Consider the following 13,626-nt stretch of genomic DNA (forward strand, 5'->3'; position numbering starts at 1 on the left):
GAATTCCGGGATCGGATCGAGGTGGACCTCATGCAAGAAGAAAATCAATTCCCGTTCTGGCAACCGTCGGTTTCGCTGGCAACCCATATCGATTATACGGTTGTCACCGCTAATTCGGGGGCGAACGAGCTGATTCATTGCTGCGAGGAAGCAGCGTCGGAAGGCTTTTACAGCTTATGCGTCAACGGGGGCTGGGTCAGGCTGTGCAGGGAAAGATTAAGCGGGACGAGCGTGAAGGTAAGCGCCGTCGTCGGATTTCCGTTAGGAGCCCAAGCAACCCGGGCGAAAGCGTTCGAAGCTTCCGCCGCATTGGACGACGGTGCCTCCGAGATCGACATGGTATTGCCCATAGGAAAATTAATCGACGGGGATCGCGACGCCGTTGAAAGGGACATCGCCGCCGTCGTGCAAGCCGTACAGGGCGGAGCGCTTATCAAGGTCATTCTGGAAACCGGATTGTTGACGGATGAGCAGAAGCGGCTTGGAAGCAAGATAGCAGAAGCCGCGGGAGCGGATTATATCCAAACCTCTACCGGATACGGCGGTTCCGGAGCAACGGCAGCGGATATTATTTTACTTAGAGGCGAAATCTCGTCATCGGTGGGGATCAAGGCTTCCGGAGGCATCCGAAACGCCGAATCGGCTTTCGCCTTGCTTAAAGCCGGGGCCAACCGGATCGGAAGCAGCTCCGGTCCGGCAATCCTCCAAAGCTTCTCTAATCGTGCTTAAGAAGGTACGCAACAGGCAGCGCGAGCAGAGAGCAGGCTATATTAAAGATTGTCTGCGCATGCGCGATTTGGGCGGCGGCATCGTCGGGGGCTAGATAGGCGGCGGTTCCGTGAAGTACTCCGATCAGGGGATAGAAGAGCAACGCTCCTCCCAGGTTAAGGGCAAGCTGCGACATCGCGACGAAGCGTCCTCCAGGACCGCCGCCGAGCGAGGCGACCAAGCCGGTGAAGCAAGTACCTATATTCGCGCCCAGAACAATCGCGATACCGGCTTCCGGAGAAATCGCGCCCGTGGCCGCGAGCCCCATGCACATGGCGATGACCGCGGCGCTGGAGTGCACGAGCGCGGTAAGAAATGCACCGCCGAGCACTCCCCATAGAAGATTGTCGTGGGCATGGCGCATCAAAGCTTCGAAAGTACCATTTTCCCGTAAGGCGGGACCCATTCCTTGGAGCAATTTGAAGCCGAAGAGGAGCAATCCGAATCCGCCCAAGGCTACGGATACATAACGCAATGGCATGCCCCGTCTTGGTAGAGCCGCGGGATCTCTCCATTCATTGAACAGGAGCGTAACGGTCCATCCGATCGCGCTTAGGGCAAGCAGGGGCAGACCGAAGCGATGCAATTGCAAGCTCATCAGTTCCGTCGTTAAGCAAGTCCCTATATTCGTTCCGAGAATAATGCCGAAGCTGCGCGATATGGAGAGCCAACCGGCATTGACGAAGCCGATCGTTAGGACGGTCACGGCCGTACTGCTTTGAAGCAATGCGGATGCGGCCGTTCCGACGGCGAATCCATGCAACGGAGTAGCGGTCGAACGAGACACCCAGATGGCCAGCTTGCCGCCCGCCCAGCGTTCCAGGGAGAGCTCCATGACTTTCATCCCCGACAGCAGCAACGCGAACCCGAGCAAGGACGGGATTATAAAACCGGATAACATATTCGCACCCCCAACTTAACACTATGCAATAACAGGACAAGTTTATGAACTACGATCCGTTTATACTTGGGACAAGGAGTGGATGGCAAGTGAGCAATCAAGCAGCGGTATGGTTAAATAAAGGGCGGCGCCCGCGGTTAGAAGAAGGACATCCTTGGATTTACGCGAACGAGATCGCCAAGACGGAGGGCGAAGCGACGCCGGGTCAACTGGTAGAGGTAAGAGATCATCGCGGGCTGCTGTTAGGAACGGGTTATTGGAATCCGGCATCCCAGATCACCGTTCGCATGGTGGCGTATGGACCTCTGGATAAGATGGATACCGAATTTTTCCGTAAACGCTTCGAGCGCGCTTCGGCCCACCGGACGAGGTTTCTTGGCGAGGAAACGTCTTGCCGTCTCGTATACGGCGAGGCCGATTTTCTGCCCGGGTTAGTCGTGGACCGGTTTAACGACATCTTGGTCGTGCAAGTGCTAACGCTCGGAATGGAAATCGCCAAGGAAGATTGGCTTCGGGCTTTGATCGAAGTGTTCGCTCCAAGCGGAATTTACGAGAGAAGCGATGTTGGCGTACGTACGTTGGAAGGCTTGGAGGAAAGAACAGGCGTTTTGTACGGGGTGTGCCCAAGACACGTGGAAATCGTGGAAAACGGGCTGAAAGTTCAGGTCGATATCGAAGGCGGGCAAAAAACGGGTTATTTCTTCGATCAACGGGAGAATCGGGCTTCTATTAAACCGTTGGTACGAGGGTGGGGAGCGCGCAGTGGGATCAAGCTTGCGGAACGGCTGTCTGAGGAGAGCGGAGTAATCGAGATGGTTCCGGTCAACGAAAAGGGAAGCATCGTTGCTTTCCCCTATTGGGACGGAGCGACCGTGCTGGAATGCTTTGCCCATACGGGGAGCTTCACCTTGCACGCCTGCAATTATGGCGCGAAGAAGGTGACCTGCCTCGATATTTCGGAGCATGCGCTGCAGACGGCCCGTCACAATGTGGAGATTAACGGGTTTACCGACCGGGTTGAATTCGTTGCCGCGGATGCTTTCGAATATTTGCGCCAGCAAGTCGCCGGACGCGATGAACGGCAAACGAGAGCGAATGCCAAAGAGGCGGGGGTCAAGGTGGATACCTCCAAGCCGCTGACGGCCGAGGGCAAAACATGGGACGTGATTATTCTCGATCCTCCCGCGTTCGCCAAGACGAAAAGAGCGGTCGAGGGCGCTTGCCGAGGATACAAGGACATCAACCTGCAAGCGATGAAGCTGCTGAACGAGGGAGGTTACCTGGTTACGGCGAGCTGCTCTTACCATGTAAGGCCGGAGCTTTTCTTGGAGACGATTCTCGATGCCGCCAAGGACGCGGGTAAAATCATTCGCCGCATCGAATGGCGCGGAGCGGGCAAGGACCATCCTCAGTTGGCTGGCGTAGAAGAAGGGCACTACTTGAAGTTCGGCATTTTCGAGGTGCGCAGCCGCAAAGATTTATAAATCGTCGCCCCGGGTAAATTGTTAAGAGAATGTTAGTAAATGATGGGATGATTAATCGCCGTTTCGGGAACATTTCTAACGCCTCTGGATTATCTTTATCACAGAGGCACGGGAACGGGAGGTAAGGATTATGGTACATGAAGTGATATTATTCGGAAAAAGGGCCGTACCGCTGGAAAACAGGGCTAAAGCGCTGAGCAGCCGAAGCCGGTTCAATAATCGGATGAAGGACATGAAGGGCGATCTGGAATTCCGCCGCCGCTGGAAGCATGTTAGCTGCATCGAATTATGGTTTGATGCCGCGATCTTCAAATACGACGATGGCAGCAAGTGGTACATGAATATTTCATGAATCAAGCGATTGTCGCGAATGAAAGACACATCTTCTAAATTTGAGGGATGTGTTCTTTTTTTTGCCATACCGAACGTCTGTGCGCCTATCGGGCTTTGTGGTACAATGTACTTCATATTCGATTAGCTGCACGGAGCTAGATGGAGGTCGGGAAGGATGTCACTTCGGCTCATAACGGGTCGTTCCGGAAGCGGGAAGACGCGTCTTTGCTTGGACGAAATACGAGGCAAGCTGCAGCAAGATCCCCTCGGCGCGCAGCTCCTATGGATCGTGCCGGAGCAGGCGACTTTTCAAGCGGAATACGCGATGGTGACTACGCCGGGGATGACGGGCTTCATGCGCGCGCAAGTGCTTAGCTTCCGCAGGCTCGCGTTCAGGGTCATGCAGGAAACGGGAGGATCTGCGGTCGTCCCGATTCACGATAACGGCAAAGCAATGCTTTTACATAAGATACTGGAAGCCAGAAGAGAAAGCCTGCGCCTGTTTCGAGGCGGAAAAGCGGAGTCGGGGCTTATTTCGCGGATTAACGAATTACTCACCGAAATGAAACGGTACGGCGTGGACAGCGCTAAGCTTTCCGAACAAGCGGAGGCTGCGGCGCAACGCGCGGATTCGAGGATGGAATCGCAGCTACTGACGGACAAGCTCCACGATCTATCCTTGATTTATTCGGAAATGGAACGAGAGTTGATCGGTCATTGGTTAGACGGAGAGGATATGTTGAGCTGGCTTGCGAAGGGAACGGCGAAATGTTCGTTCCTGGAGGGAGCCGAAATCTGGCTGGATGGCTTCCATGGGTATACACCTAGCGAGTATGCGGTCTTGGAGGCGCTCTTAAGAAAAGCGGTTAGGGTAAGCGTAACTCTGTGCGTCGATCAGCCCTATGGCGCCGGCGAAAGACCGGACGAGCTTGACGTATTTCATCCCACCGCCGAGACTTCCGCCCAATTGTGCGAAATGGCGCAGGCCGCGGGGGTAAAGCTGGAGACTCCCGTCGAGTTAGATCCGGAAGTCGCTCCGCGTTTCATAGAGAACCCCATGCTCGCCTTCTTGGATAGAAATTGGGGGAACCGCAAGCGATGGGAAGGCGACTCCGCCATTTTACGTCCGGATCATCCCAATTGCGGGATATCCTTGCACCAAGCGGTTAATCGCAGAGCCGAAGCCGAAGCCGTGGCAAGGGATATGCTTTATCGCGTTAGGGAGCAAGGGAGCCGATGGCGGGATATGGCCGTGTTCGTACGTCGGATGGACGATTATTCGGATTTGCTGGCGGCCGTATTCGACGATTATGGCATTCCGTATTATTTGGATGGCAAATCGACCGTTTCGCATCACCCTTTCGTGGAATTCGTTCGTTCGGCTTTGGAATGCGTAACCGGCGGCTGGAAGGCGGAAGCCGTTTTTCGTTGCGCCAAGACGGACTTGCTAGGGACGCCCGAGAGGCATGTATCGAGAGACGAAATCGACCGATTGGAAAATTACGCGCTTGCGGTCGGTATAGACGGCTGGCGCTGGCATTCCGCCCAGTCTTGGTTTCCATTGTACCGAGGCGACATAGAGGAGGAAGCGGCGTCTAGCGGTGGCAATGAAGCCATGCAGAAGCTGATAGAAGTAAGGGATGCTCTGCTAAAGCCTCTTCTAGCGCTTGAGGAACGTATGAAGTCTGCTAAGTCCGTCAGGGAGCTATGCGAAAGCCTCTTCGATTTCTTGGAGATGACGGGAGCCGCCGATAAGCTTGAAACGTGGAGCATGGAGGACAACTCGGCAGGCAAGCCGGGTCGGATGGCGGTTCACAGGCCTCTCTGGGATGCCGTGATCAATTTGCTAGACCAATTGGTAGAGCTCATGGGAGAACAATCACCCGACCAATCTCTGTTCACAGGTATGGTTGACTCCGGATTGGAAGAGTTGAAGCTAGGCGCGGTGCCCCCTTCGCTCGACGGCGTGCTGGTCGGCAGTCCGGAAAGGACTCGGTCCGATCGGATCAAGGTCCTCTATTTGCTCGGCGCGAATGACGGCTTGATGCCGATGCGAATTTCCGAGAACGGACTGCTCGCGGAGGAAGAGCGGGAGCGATTAGCCGTTACGGGGTTATCGCTTGCTCCCGGCTCGAAACGCCGATTGCTAGACGAGGCATTCCTTGCTTATTTGACGTTGACTACGGCGTCCCATCACCTTTGGGTCAGCTATGCGGTCGCCGACGAGGAAGGGCAAGGTTTGCTTCCATCGGAGTGGATCGGCAAGCTCCGGAAGAGGTTCCCAGGAATCCCCGTCCGTCAAGTGGCGGCGGAGCCGCAGGAAACCCAATCGGAAGAGGAGCAGCTTGAATATGCGGTGCATCCTGGCAGGGCGATGACCCATTTGTTGACGAGATTACGCAGTTGGCGACAAGGGGAGGCCATTTCCGGCGGCTGGTGGTCGGTCTATAACTGGTTAATAGAGCAAGAAGGCTGGCGGAATCGGCTAGCTTCTCTAATATCCTCTTTAAATTATACGAACGAAGAGAAGCCGCTCGCTCCGGAAACGAGCCGGCTGTTATATGGAGATCGTCTCTTGGCAAGCGTCTCTCGCATGGAACGTTTCATTGCATGTCCGTTCCAGCATTTCGCCGTCCATGGGCTGAAGCTGCAGGAACGCCGGCTGTTCCGGGTCGATTCCCCGGATATCGGCCAATTGTTCCACGCTGCCTTGCGCCAGACGACGGAGAAGCTGTTCGCGGAGGGCCCCGCCGGATTAGACGCAATGCGATGGCAGATCGAAGCAGCAGCGGCGGTGGACAAGCTGTTGCCGCGCATCCAATCGCAAATCCTGCTGTCCTCGCACCGCCATCAGGTGATGGCGCGCAAGCTTCGCGATATCGTCAAGCAGGCATCCGCCATTTTAGGCGAACATGCCGCGCTGTCGGCATTCAAACCCGTCGGGCTGGAGATGAGCTTCGGGCCGAACGGCTTGCTCCCTCCGCTGTCCCTCGAACTGGATGGAGGGCGATGGATGGATATCGCCGGCAAGATCGACAGGGTGGACGCGGCGCAATCCTCCTCGGGACTGCTCCTGCGCATCATGGATTATAAGTCGAGTGCGATGAAGCTGAAGCTGGACGAAGTGGCGCACGGTCTATCGTTGCAGATGCTTACCTATTTGGACGTCGTCGTTTCCCATGCCCCGCATTGGTTGGGACAAGCGGCCAAACCGGCAGGCGTTCTCTACTTCCATGTACAGAATCCGCTTCTACTTACGCCCAACGGGATGGCGAAGGAAGAAGCGCGCAATGCCTTGTTCAAGCAATATCGCATGCAAGGCTTGCTGCTATCCGACGGAGAATCCGTCAAACTGATGGATGAATCTTTGAATCAAGCGAGCAAGTCTGCCGTGGTGCCGGTGGAATTCAAGAAGGACGGGACCTTCTCCGCGCGCTCTCAAGTCGCGAACCAAAGCGAGTGGGAAGTGTTGAGAGGATCCGTGCGCTCGCAGATTCGCCGAATCGGCAAACGGATTATCGACGGCGACGTTGCGATTGCCCCTTATCGTTTAGATAAACGCAGTCCTTGTACGTATTGCGACTTCAGGCCTGTATGCCACTTCGATAGTCAGATGGAAGGAAATACGTATCAAGCATTAAGCAAGTCCGGCAGCCGCGAGGAATTGTGGCAGCGGCTCGCCGATAGCGCGAAGGGGAGGGAACCGCATTGAAGCAGCCTAGACATTGGCCGGCCAAGCCGGAGAATAGCCGTTGGACGGATGAACAGTGGGCGGCAATAACGGCCGATGGATCCAATCTGCTAGTTGCGGCTGCGGCGGGTTCCGGAAAAACGGCGGTTCTCGTGGAAAGGATTATCTCGAGGATCGCGGACGAAGAACGGCCGTTGGACGTTGACGCCATGTTGGTAGCTACGTTCACGAAAGCGGCAGCGGCGGAGATGAAGGAAAGAATTCGCCATGCGCTTGAAGAAGCACTGGAGCGGAATCCGGATTCCAGGCATTTGCGCCGTCAAATCGCGCTGCTGCCAAGAGCTTCGGTGACGACGCTCCATTCCTTCTGCCTAGAGATAGTGGAAAAATATGCACCGCTTATCGAGCTGGATCCCGGCTTTCGTATGGCTAACGAGACGGAAGCCGAGCTTCTTCGAATGGATACGCTCGACGAGCTGTTCGAGGAGCGTTACGAGATCGAAGGGGAAGCCGGGGCGCTAGCTTCGCTTGCCGATCGTTTCGGAGGGGAACGGAGCGACGAGCCGTTGCACCGACTCGTATTGGAGCTGTTCGAGTACGCGGGCAGCCATCCTTGGCCGGAGTATTGGCTTAGGCGGATGGCGGCCGAATTCGGGAAAGCGCAAGCGGAAGAGCTCCTTCAATCGTTGTGGATTAAGAGCCTGCGAGAGGATGCAGTCCTTCTGCTTCAGGGTACGCTGCATCTCCTGCGCGGAGCGCTTCGCATTGCCCATGAGCCCGGTGGACCCGAGCCGTACATCGATACGCTGTTCGCCGATATCGACGGGCTGGAGAAGGTTGCGGTTGCCTTCGAGGCCGGGAATTGGGAGGATTGGCAGGCTGCGGTCGCCGATATCTCTTTCGGACGCCTCAAAGCATGTAAAGGCGATGATTACGACATCCATTTGATCGAGCGCGTAAAAGGGCTAAGGGATGCTGCGAAAAAGGCGGCAGGCAGGCTGTCCGAGGAGTGGCTTGTCCGCTCGCCGGAGCAGTACGCGTCCGAGCTTCGCGAGCTCGCCCCGGCAATGGAACAATTGGCGGAGCTGGCGGTTCAATTCGGAGAACGTTACGAGCAAGCGAAAAGAGAGAAGGGGCTGCTGGATTTCGGCGACCTGGAGCATTATGCGTTACGAATCTTGCGGGATCCTTCCTCGACGCCCGAAAGCAGCATGCCTTCGCTGGCGGCGCTGAATTTCAGAGAACGCTTCTCGGAAATTTATTTGGACGAGTATCAGGACACGAACGAAGTCCAGGAAGCGATCGTCGCGCTTATCGCGAGGAAAGATCCGGGCAACGTCTTTATGGTCGGCGACGTCAAACAGAGCATCTACCGTTTCCGTCTGGCAGAGCCGGGTCTTTTTCTGCACAAGTACAAAACCTATGAAGCATTTACCAAGTCCGAAGAGATGACGGAAGCTTCCGATGCGGACGGGCTGCGCATCGATCTGGCGCGGAACTTTCGCAGCCGGCGCGAAATCGTGAACGCGGTGAACCATGTGTTCCGCCTGATTATGCGGGAGCCAGTGGGAGAGATGAATTACGATGCGCGAGCGGAGCTGATCTATGGGGATGGTTATCCCGATGCCAACGAGCCGAACCCCTATTCGGTCGAATTGATCTTGTTGGATACAGCCGCGACGGTCTCAAACTCGTCAGAGGAAACACCTCCCGGAACGGAGGCTGCGGAAACACTGGGCGCAGAAGGGAACGAGAACGCAGCGTCCGCAGAGGAAGGATTAGCGGAGGAAGTCGAAGATTTGGAGTCGGCTCAGTTGGAAGCAAGATGCATTGCTGCCGAAATTCGCAAGCTAATGGGGATGGAAGGGGATGGCCTGAACCCCTTTATGGTTTTTGACGGTAAAGCAAAGCTGCATAGGCCTGTTCAGTACAGGGATATCGTCATTTTGCTTAGGGCCGTAACCGCGCTGGCACCCGCCTTCCTTGACGAGCTGAAAGCCGCGGGCATACCTGCCTACGCGGACTTGGCAACGGGCTATTTCGCGGCTACGGAAGTGGATATCATGCTCTCGCTATTGTCCATCATCGACAATCCTCATCAGGATATTCCTTTGGCCGGCGTGTTGCGCTCGCCTATCGGAGGTTTTACGGCCGAGCAGCTCGCCCGGATTCGGCTGGCACGCCGCACCGGCTCGTTCTGGGACGCCCTCAACGCAGCTGCCGAGGGAGACGAGTCCAATTCGACTGCCGAGGAGACCGGCAATTTCGAAGGCTTCCGCGAGGCATTGGCGGCATTCGCGCGGAAGCTTGAAGAGTGGCGCGATTACGCAAGAAGAGAGCCGCTAGGAGACTTGCTGTGGATGCTATATCGTGAAACCGGCTATTATGACTACGCAGGGGGATTGCCGGGCGGCGGCCAGAGGCAAGCGAATTTGCGGGCGCTAATCAATCGCGCTGTCCAATACGAACGCTCCTCCAGGTTCCGCGGACTGTTCCGGTTTCTCCGGTTTCTGGGCCGGATGCGCGATACGGGGGCCGATCTGGGGGCGGCGCGAGCGCTCGGAGAGAGCGAGAACGTCGTCCGAATCGTATCCATCCACCGGAGCAAGGGGCTTGAGTTTCCGGTAGTATTCGCGGCGGGACTTAGCCGGAACTTCAATCGAAGAGACCTGAACGGAGCTTTCCTTAAGCATAAGCAACTAGGTTTCGGGCCAAGGGTAGTAGAGGGAGATACGCGGGTAACCTACCCGACCTTGCCTCAACTGGCCATTCGCCGCAAGCTGGCCGCGGAGATGCTCGCGGAGGAAATGCGGGTATTGTACGTTGCATTAACGCGTCCCAAGGAAAAGCTATATTTGATCGGAACAAGCAAGGATGCCTCGAAGCAATGGGAGCAGTGGAGCGAGACCGCGGCGATGGCGGAGGATGCCCTTCCTACGCATTCCGTTGCCGCTGCAGGGAAGTACTTGGATTGGCTGGGCTCGGCCGCGGTTATCGCCAGCGAATTCGTCGATCCCGCGCGACGTTGGTCGTGCAGGATCGTTCCGGCAAACGTATTTACCCGCCAATCTGCTGCCGCACATGAGCCGAAGCCCGACGAGAGTCAAATTTGGAACGCTGTCTTGAGCAGGGATAAGATAGATATTGTGGAATCAGCGGCGGCAAGACTCGTGACCCAAATCCTATCATGGGAATACAAGGAAGCTTCCGCAACCCAAGTAGCCGCAAAAACCTCGATTACCGCTTTGAAAAATCGGCTTGCTCCCGTGGATGCCTCGGAATCGGAAGCGTTATCCCCGCAAGGACTGGTTCCTTTCGACGAATCGCAGCCGGCCGAGCACAATGCAGCAACGTTCAGCCTGCGCCGTCCGAGATTTATGTCAACCCGTCGATTGACGCCGGCGGAACGCGGTACCGCGTTCCACTTGGTCATGCAGCACCTCCCTGTGCATGAGGATCTCGACGAATCGGAAATCGCGGAGATGCTGGACCGTTTGGTGGAACAGCGGATCTTGTCCCGGGAGCAACGGTCCGGTATAGAAGCTGGTGTAATCGCGGCGTTCGGCCGTTCAATGCTGTACGCTCGAATGCGAGAGGCATCCAGGGTGTGGAGAGAAGTTCCGTTTACTTACGGAATGGATGCCGCGAGGGTGTACCCGGGCGTAATCGAACCGTCTAACGGGGAGACGGTCATTATACAAGGCGTAATCGACTGTTTGTTCGCTGAGGATGACGGGCTCGTGCTCGTTGACTACAAGACGGATGTCCTTAAAGGAACGGATCCCGATGTCGCGGCGGAGAAGCACCGATTCCAGGTTGAGAAATATAGCGAGGCGGTTCAGAGTATACTGGCCATGCCCGTAAAGGAAGCTTATGTTTATTTCTTCGACGGCGGCCATGCCGTTCGTTTGATCTAATCGGAGAAGCGGGAGTGAGATCATGTCGGATAACGTTCAGAACAAAAGATCGTATACGGTAGCGATTTTATTAATTATCGTCGTTGTATTGATGACGTTTATCATTATCTTTTATTCGAAATATTTATTAACCAAGCAGTCGCATACGACCGATCAAGGGCAACGATTAGCCGAGCGGTACGTTTACGCGCTGATCTTCGCGGAACGGCTTCGCGACGGTTCGGACGGGCTTCTGAATGCCAAGTCCGAAACGGAACGGCTTCGCGCGGCACGCATGCTGGGCGAAGCAACGCTCGCGTCGGGGGAGACGTTAGGCTTGATCCTTGCGGCCACGGAAAGATCAACGGGGAAATCCGGCGAAGAAGAAGCTAAACCGTTCATCTCCGCGATGAACGCCGTCATAGGGGCGAAAAGCCCAATGGCGACGATTGGCGAACAAGAGGGTCCGCTGACCGAGGAAGAGTCGGCCGCGTTAAATCTTGTTCGGGACGGAGCTGCCCAAATGCGGCAAGCGCTGAGCGGGTTCCGTCCGCCTTCAGGCGAAGCGGGCTATCGTCAAATGGTCACGATCGGGGATTGGGTAACGAACGCCGTGGATGCTAGCGATGCACTCATCCAATTAGCAGGCAAACTTCAATAATAATTGTGCGCCCATTTTTCTTTACCAAGTAGCCATTCGCCCAAGACGGCATATGCTGTGGGTAAAGCGCCCAAGGAGGGAATGCTATTGGAAAAGATTAAACCAACTAAACCGGCTGAGCATCACCATATGCCGAAACACCCCAATCAACCGATTCATCACCCGGTTAATAAGTCGATGCCAATGCACAAGCCGGTAGACCAGCCGGCGGCTAAAAAGGCGGTAACGAAATCATTGTGCGAATCCCACATGCATCGATACGTTGAAGTTCAAGCAGCCGATGGGTACTGTTACGACGGTATCGTGGAGCATGTGGACGATGAATGGGTGTGTCTGGCTGTTCCCGGACACGCCAATGAAATGCGCGGATTCTTTCCCGGAGCCGGATTCTATCCGCCGTTCGGTTCTTTTTATCCGTATCGCCCGCGGAGATTCAATCGTCTAGTGCTGCCGTTGGCAGGGCTAGTGGCATTATCATTGCTGCCGTATTATTGGTGAAAACTACACAGACCAAGCAGAGATTAGACTTGCGGAGGTGCCGCAGGTCTCTTTTTGCTATTCGCGCGGTTGGACTAACGAGGGTGAATCAGGTATGATGGAAGCAAATGACACTTTGGGAGGCGCGTTCTTTGCCGGATTGCTTATTCTGTAAAATCGTCGAGGGAACCATTCCCGCGCGCAAAGTATTCGAGGATGAATCAGTCGTCGCTTTTCACGATATCCAGCCGCAAGCCCCGGTTCATTTACTGGTCATTCCTAAGAAACATATCGCTACGATGAACGATTGCGAAGCAGATGATTCCGCCTTGTTGGGACATACGTTATTAGTTGCGCAAAGGATTGCCAAGGAAGCCGGCCTAGCGGAGAGCGGATATCGTCTCGTCAACAATTGCGGAAGCGATGCAGGACAAGTGGTTTTTCACCTGCACTGGCATATTCTTGGCGGAGAGAAATTAGCAGCCCTTAATCCGGCACAGAAACAGGTTTAGCTTAGAAAAGTCCGAAATGGTGCAGAGGAAAAACTTAACGCGATTTGAATTCAAGTTTTCGGGAGACTCAAGTTGACACTCCCTTTCCTCATCACATATAATATAGTTTGATAACCGTGTTGTGGTCTATTGCGGAGGGAGGGAAAACAGGTGGCAGAAACGAAAGTAAGAAAAAATGAAACAATCGACGCTGCACTCCGCCGCTTTAAGCGTTCCATTGCCAAAGACGGCGTTCTCGCGGAAGTGAAGAAACGTAAACATTACGAAAAACCAAGCGTAAAGCGGAAGTTGAAGTCCGAAGCCGCGCGTAAACGGAAGTTCTAGGAGGAATCCGCACTCATGAATCTCGCGGAACGTTTGAACGAAGACATGAAACAAGCGATGAAGGACGGCAACAAATTCCGGCTTCAGACTATTCGCATGGTTCGTGCATCGATCAAAAACCAAGAAATCGAGCTGCGCCGCCCGCTTGAAGATAACGATACGCTTAATATATTGAGCCGTGAACTCAAGCAGCGACGTGATTCCCTCGAGGATTTCAAACGAGGGGGTCGTGAAGACCTAGTCAGTAATGTTACAGCAGAAATTGAGATCATCTCCGAATATCTTCCACGACAGCTAACCGAAGAAGAAGTCAAAGCTATCGTAGTACAGACCATGCAAGAAACCGGTGCTTCTTCTAAAGCCGACCTGGGGAAATTGATGGGCGCCCTAATGCCCAAGGTGAAGGGAATTGCGGACGGCAAACTCGTCAACGCAATCGTCCAACAATCTCTGCAATAATTCCGACTGAACGACAGGCACTCCCTTAACGGGGAGTGCTTTTTGCTTATTCAAACTCCAATTGATTTATGATGATTTTGAAGGGATTGAAACTATAGTCCCGTCGAACCGTATTTACTT

Annotated in this window: 11 protein-coding genes; 10 read left to right on the forward strand and 1 reads right to left on the reverse strand. The window is 54.8% G+C overall.

The genetic code is table 11. The features are described 5' to 3' along the window. The first annotated feature begins 30 nt into the window (after nucleotides 1-30). The gene (gene deoC / locus E2980_RS00870; protein ID WP_135150231.1) at nucleotides 31-729 is read left to right on the forward strand and encodes a deoxyribose-phosphate aldolase; all 699 of its coding nucleotides are present in this window, start codon (nucleotides 31-33) and stop codon (nucleotides 727-729) included. On the opposite strand, the gene E2980_RS00875 is transcribed toward deoC, so the two are convergent. Continuing rightward, on the reverse strand, nucleotides 716-1,669 hold the full coding sequence (locus E2980_RS00875; RefSeq protein ID WP_135150232.1) for a Na/Pi cotransporter family protein: 954 nt from the start codon (nucleotides 1,667-1,669) through the stop codon (nucleotides 716-718). The genes deoC and E2980_RS00875 overlap by 14 nt on opposite strands. Nucleotides 1,670-1,758: 89 nt before the next feature. Here E2980_RS00875 and E2980_RS00880 point away from each other — a divergent pair, with 89 nt between their 5' ends. The 9 genes from E2980_RS00880 (at nucleotide 1,759) to E2980_RS00920 (ending at nucleotide 13,506) form a co-directional block, all read left to right on the forward strand. After that, nucleotides 1,759-3,153, forward strand: coding sequence for a class I SAM-dependent rRNA methyltransferase (locus E2980_RS00880; RefSeq protein ID WP_240702791.1), 1,395 nt, complete (start codon nucleotides 1,759-1,761; stop codon nucleotides 3,151-3,153). Nucleotides 3,154-3,283: 130 nt separating this feature from the next. After that, nucleotides 3,284-3,505: a hypothetical protein gene (locus E2980_RS00885; protein WP_135150234.1), complete on the forward strand. Its 222-nt coding sequence runs from the start codon at nucleotides 3,284-3,286 to the stop codon at nucleotides 3,503-3,505. A gap of 156 nt (nucleotides 3,506-3,661) precedes the next feature. After that, entirely contained in the window at nucleotides 3,662-7,198 is a 3,537-nt protein-coding gene (gene addB, locus E2980_RS00890; protein ID WP_135150235.1) for a helicase-exonuclease AddAB subunit AddB, read from the forward strand. Continuing rightward, a complete protein-coding gene (locus E2980_RS00895; protein ID WP_135150236.1) occupies nucleotides 7,195-11,094 on the forward strand; it encodes a UvrD-helicase domain-containing protein in 3,900 nt (1,299 codons plus the stop codon). Before addB ends, E2980_RS00895 begins: the two co-directional genes overlap by 4 nt. Before the next feature lie 22 nt (nucleotides 11,095-11,116). Continuing rightward, nucleotides 11,117-11,734 carry a hypothetical protein gene (locus E2980_RS00900; RefSeq protein ID WP_135150237.1) on the forward strand — a complete coding sequence of 206 codons (618 nt, stop codon included), beginning with the start codon at nucleotides 11,117-11,119 and terminating at the stop codon, nucleotides 11,732-11,734. Between the two features lie 87 nt (nucleotides 11,735-11,821). After that, nucleotides 11,822-12,232: a hypothetical protein gene (locus E2980_RS00905; RefSeq protein ID WP_338080584.1), complete on the forward strand. Its 411-nt coding sequence runs from the start codon at nucleotides 11,822-11,824 to the stop codon at nucleotides 12,230-12,232. A 131-nt stretch (nucleotides 12,233-12,363) separates the two neighbouring features. Further along, on the forward strand, nucleotides 12,364-12,723 hold the full coding sequence (locus E2980_RS00910) for a histidine triad nucleotide-binding protein (RefSeq protein ID WP_240702792.1): 360 nt from the start codon (nucleotides 12,364-12,366) through the stop codon (nucleotides 12,721-12,723). A gap of 150 nt (nucleotides 12,724-12,873) precedes the next feature. After that, nucleotides 12,874-13,047 (forward strand): 30S ribosomal protein S21, encoded by a 174-nt coding sequence (gene rpsU, locus E2980_RS00915; RefSeq protein ID WP_115990702.1) that lies wholly within the window; start codon nucleotides 12,874-12,876, stop codon nucleotides 13,045-13,047. A gap of 15 nt (nucleotides 13,048-13,062) precedes the next feature. After that, nucleotides 13,063-13,506: a GatB/YqeY domain-containing protein gene (locus tag E2980_RS00920; protein ID WP_135150239.1), complete on the forward strand. Its 444-nt coding sequence runs from the start codon at nucleotides 13,063-13,065 to the stop codon at nucleotides 13,504-13,506. Nucleotides 13,507-13,626: the final 120 nt, after the last annotated feature.

Origin of the sequence: Cohnella luojiensis, from assembly GCF_004564235.1 — a bacterium.
Classification (GTDB): Bacteria; Bacillota; Bacilli; order Paenibacillales; family Paenibacillaceae; genus Cohnella; species Cohnella luojiensis.

What these genes read in the sequence shown, in the direction of transcription:
- E2980_RS00920 (WP_135150239.1), top strand. Translation starts at nt 13,063, where the DNA reads ATGAATCTCGCGGAACGTTTGAACGAAGACATGAAACAAGCGATGAAG.
- E2980_RS00875 (WP_135150232.1), bottom strand. Translation starts at nt 1,669, where the DNA reads ATGTTATCCGGTTTTATAATCCCGTCCTTGCTCGGGTTCGCGTTGCTG.
- E2980_RS00900 (WP_135150237.1), top strand. Translation starts at nt 11,117, where the DNA reads ATGTCGGATAACGTTCAGAACAAAAGATCGTATACGGTAGCGATTTTA.
- E2980_RS00885 (WP_135150234.1), top strand. Translation starts at nt 3,284, where the DNA reads ATGGTACATGAAGTGATATTATTCGGAAAAAGGGCCGTACCGCTGGAA.
- addB (WP_135150235.1), top strand. Translation starts at nt 3,662, where the DNA reads ATGTCACTTCGGCTCATAACGGGTCGTTCCGGAAGCGGGAAGACGCGT.
- deoC (WP_135150231.1), top strand. Translation starts at nt 31, where the DNA reads ATGCAAGAAGAAAATCAATTCCCGTTCTGGCAACCGTCGGTTTCGCTG.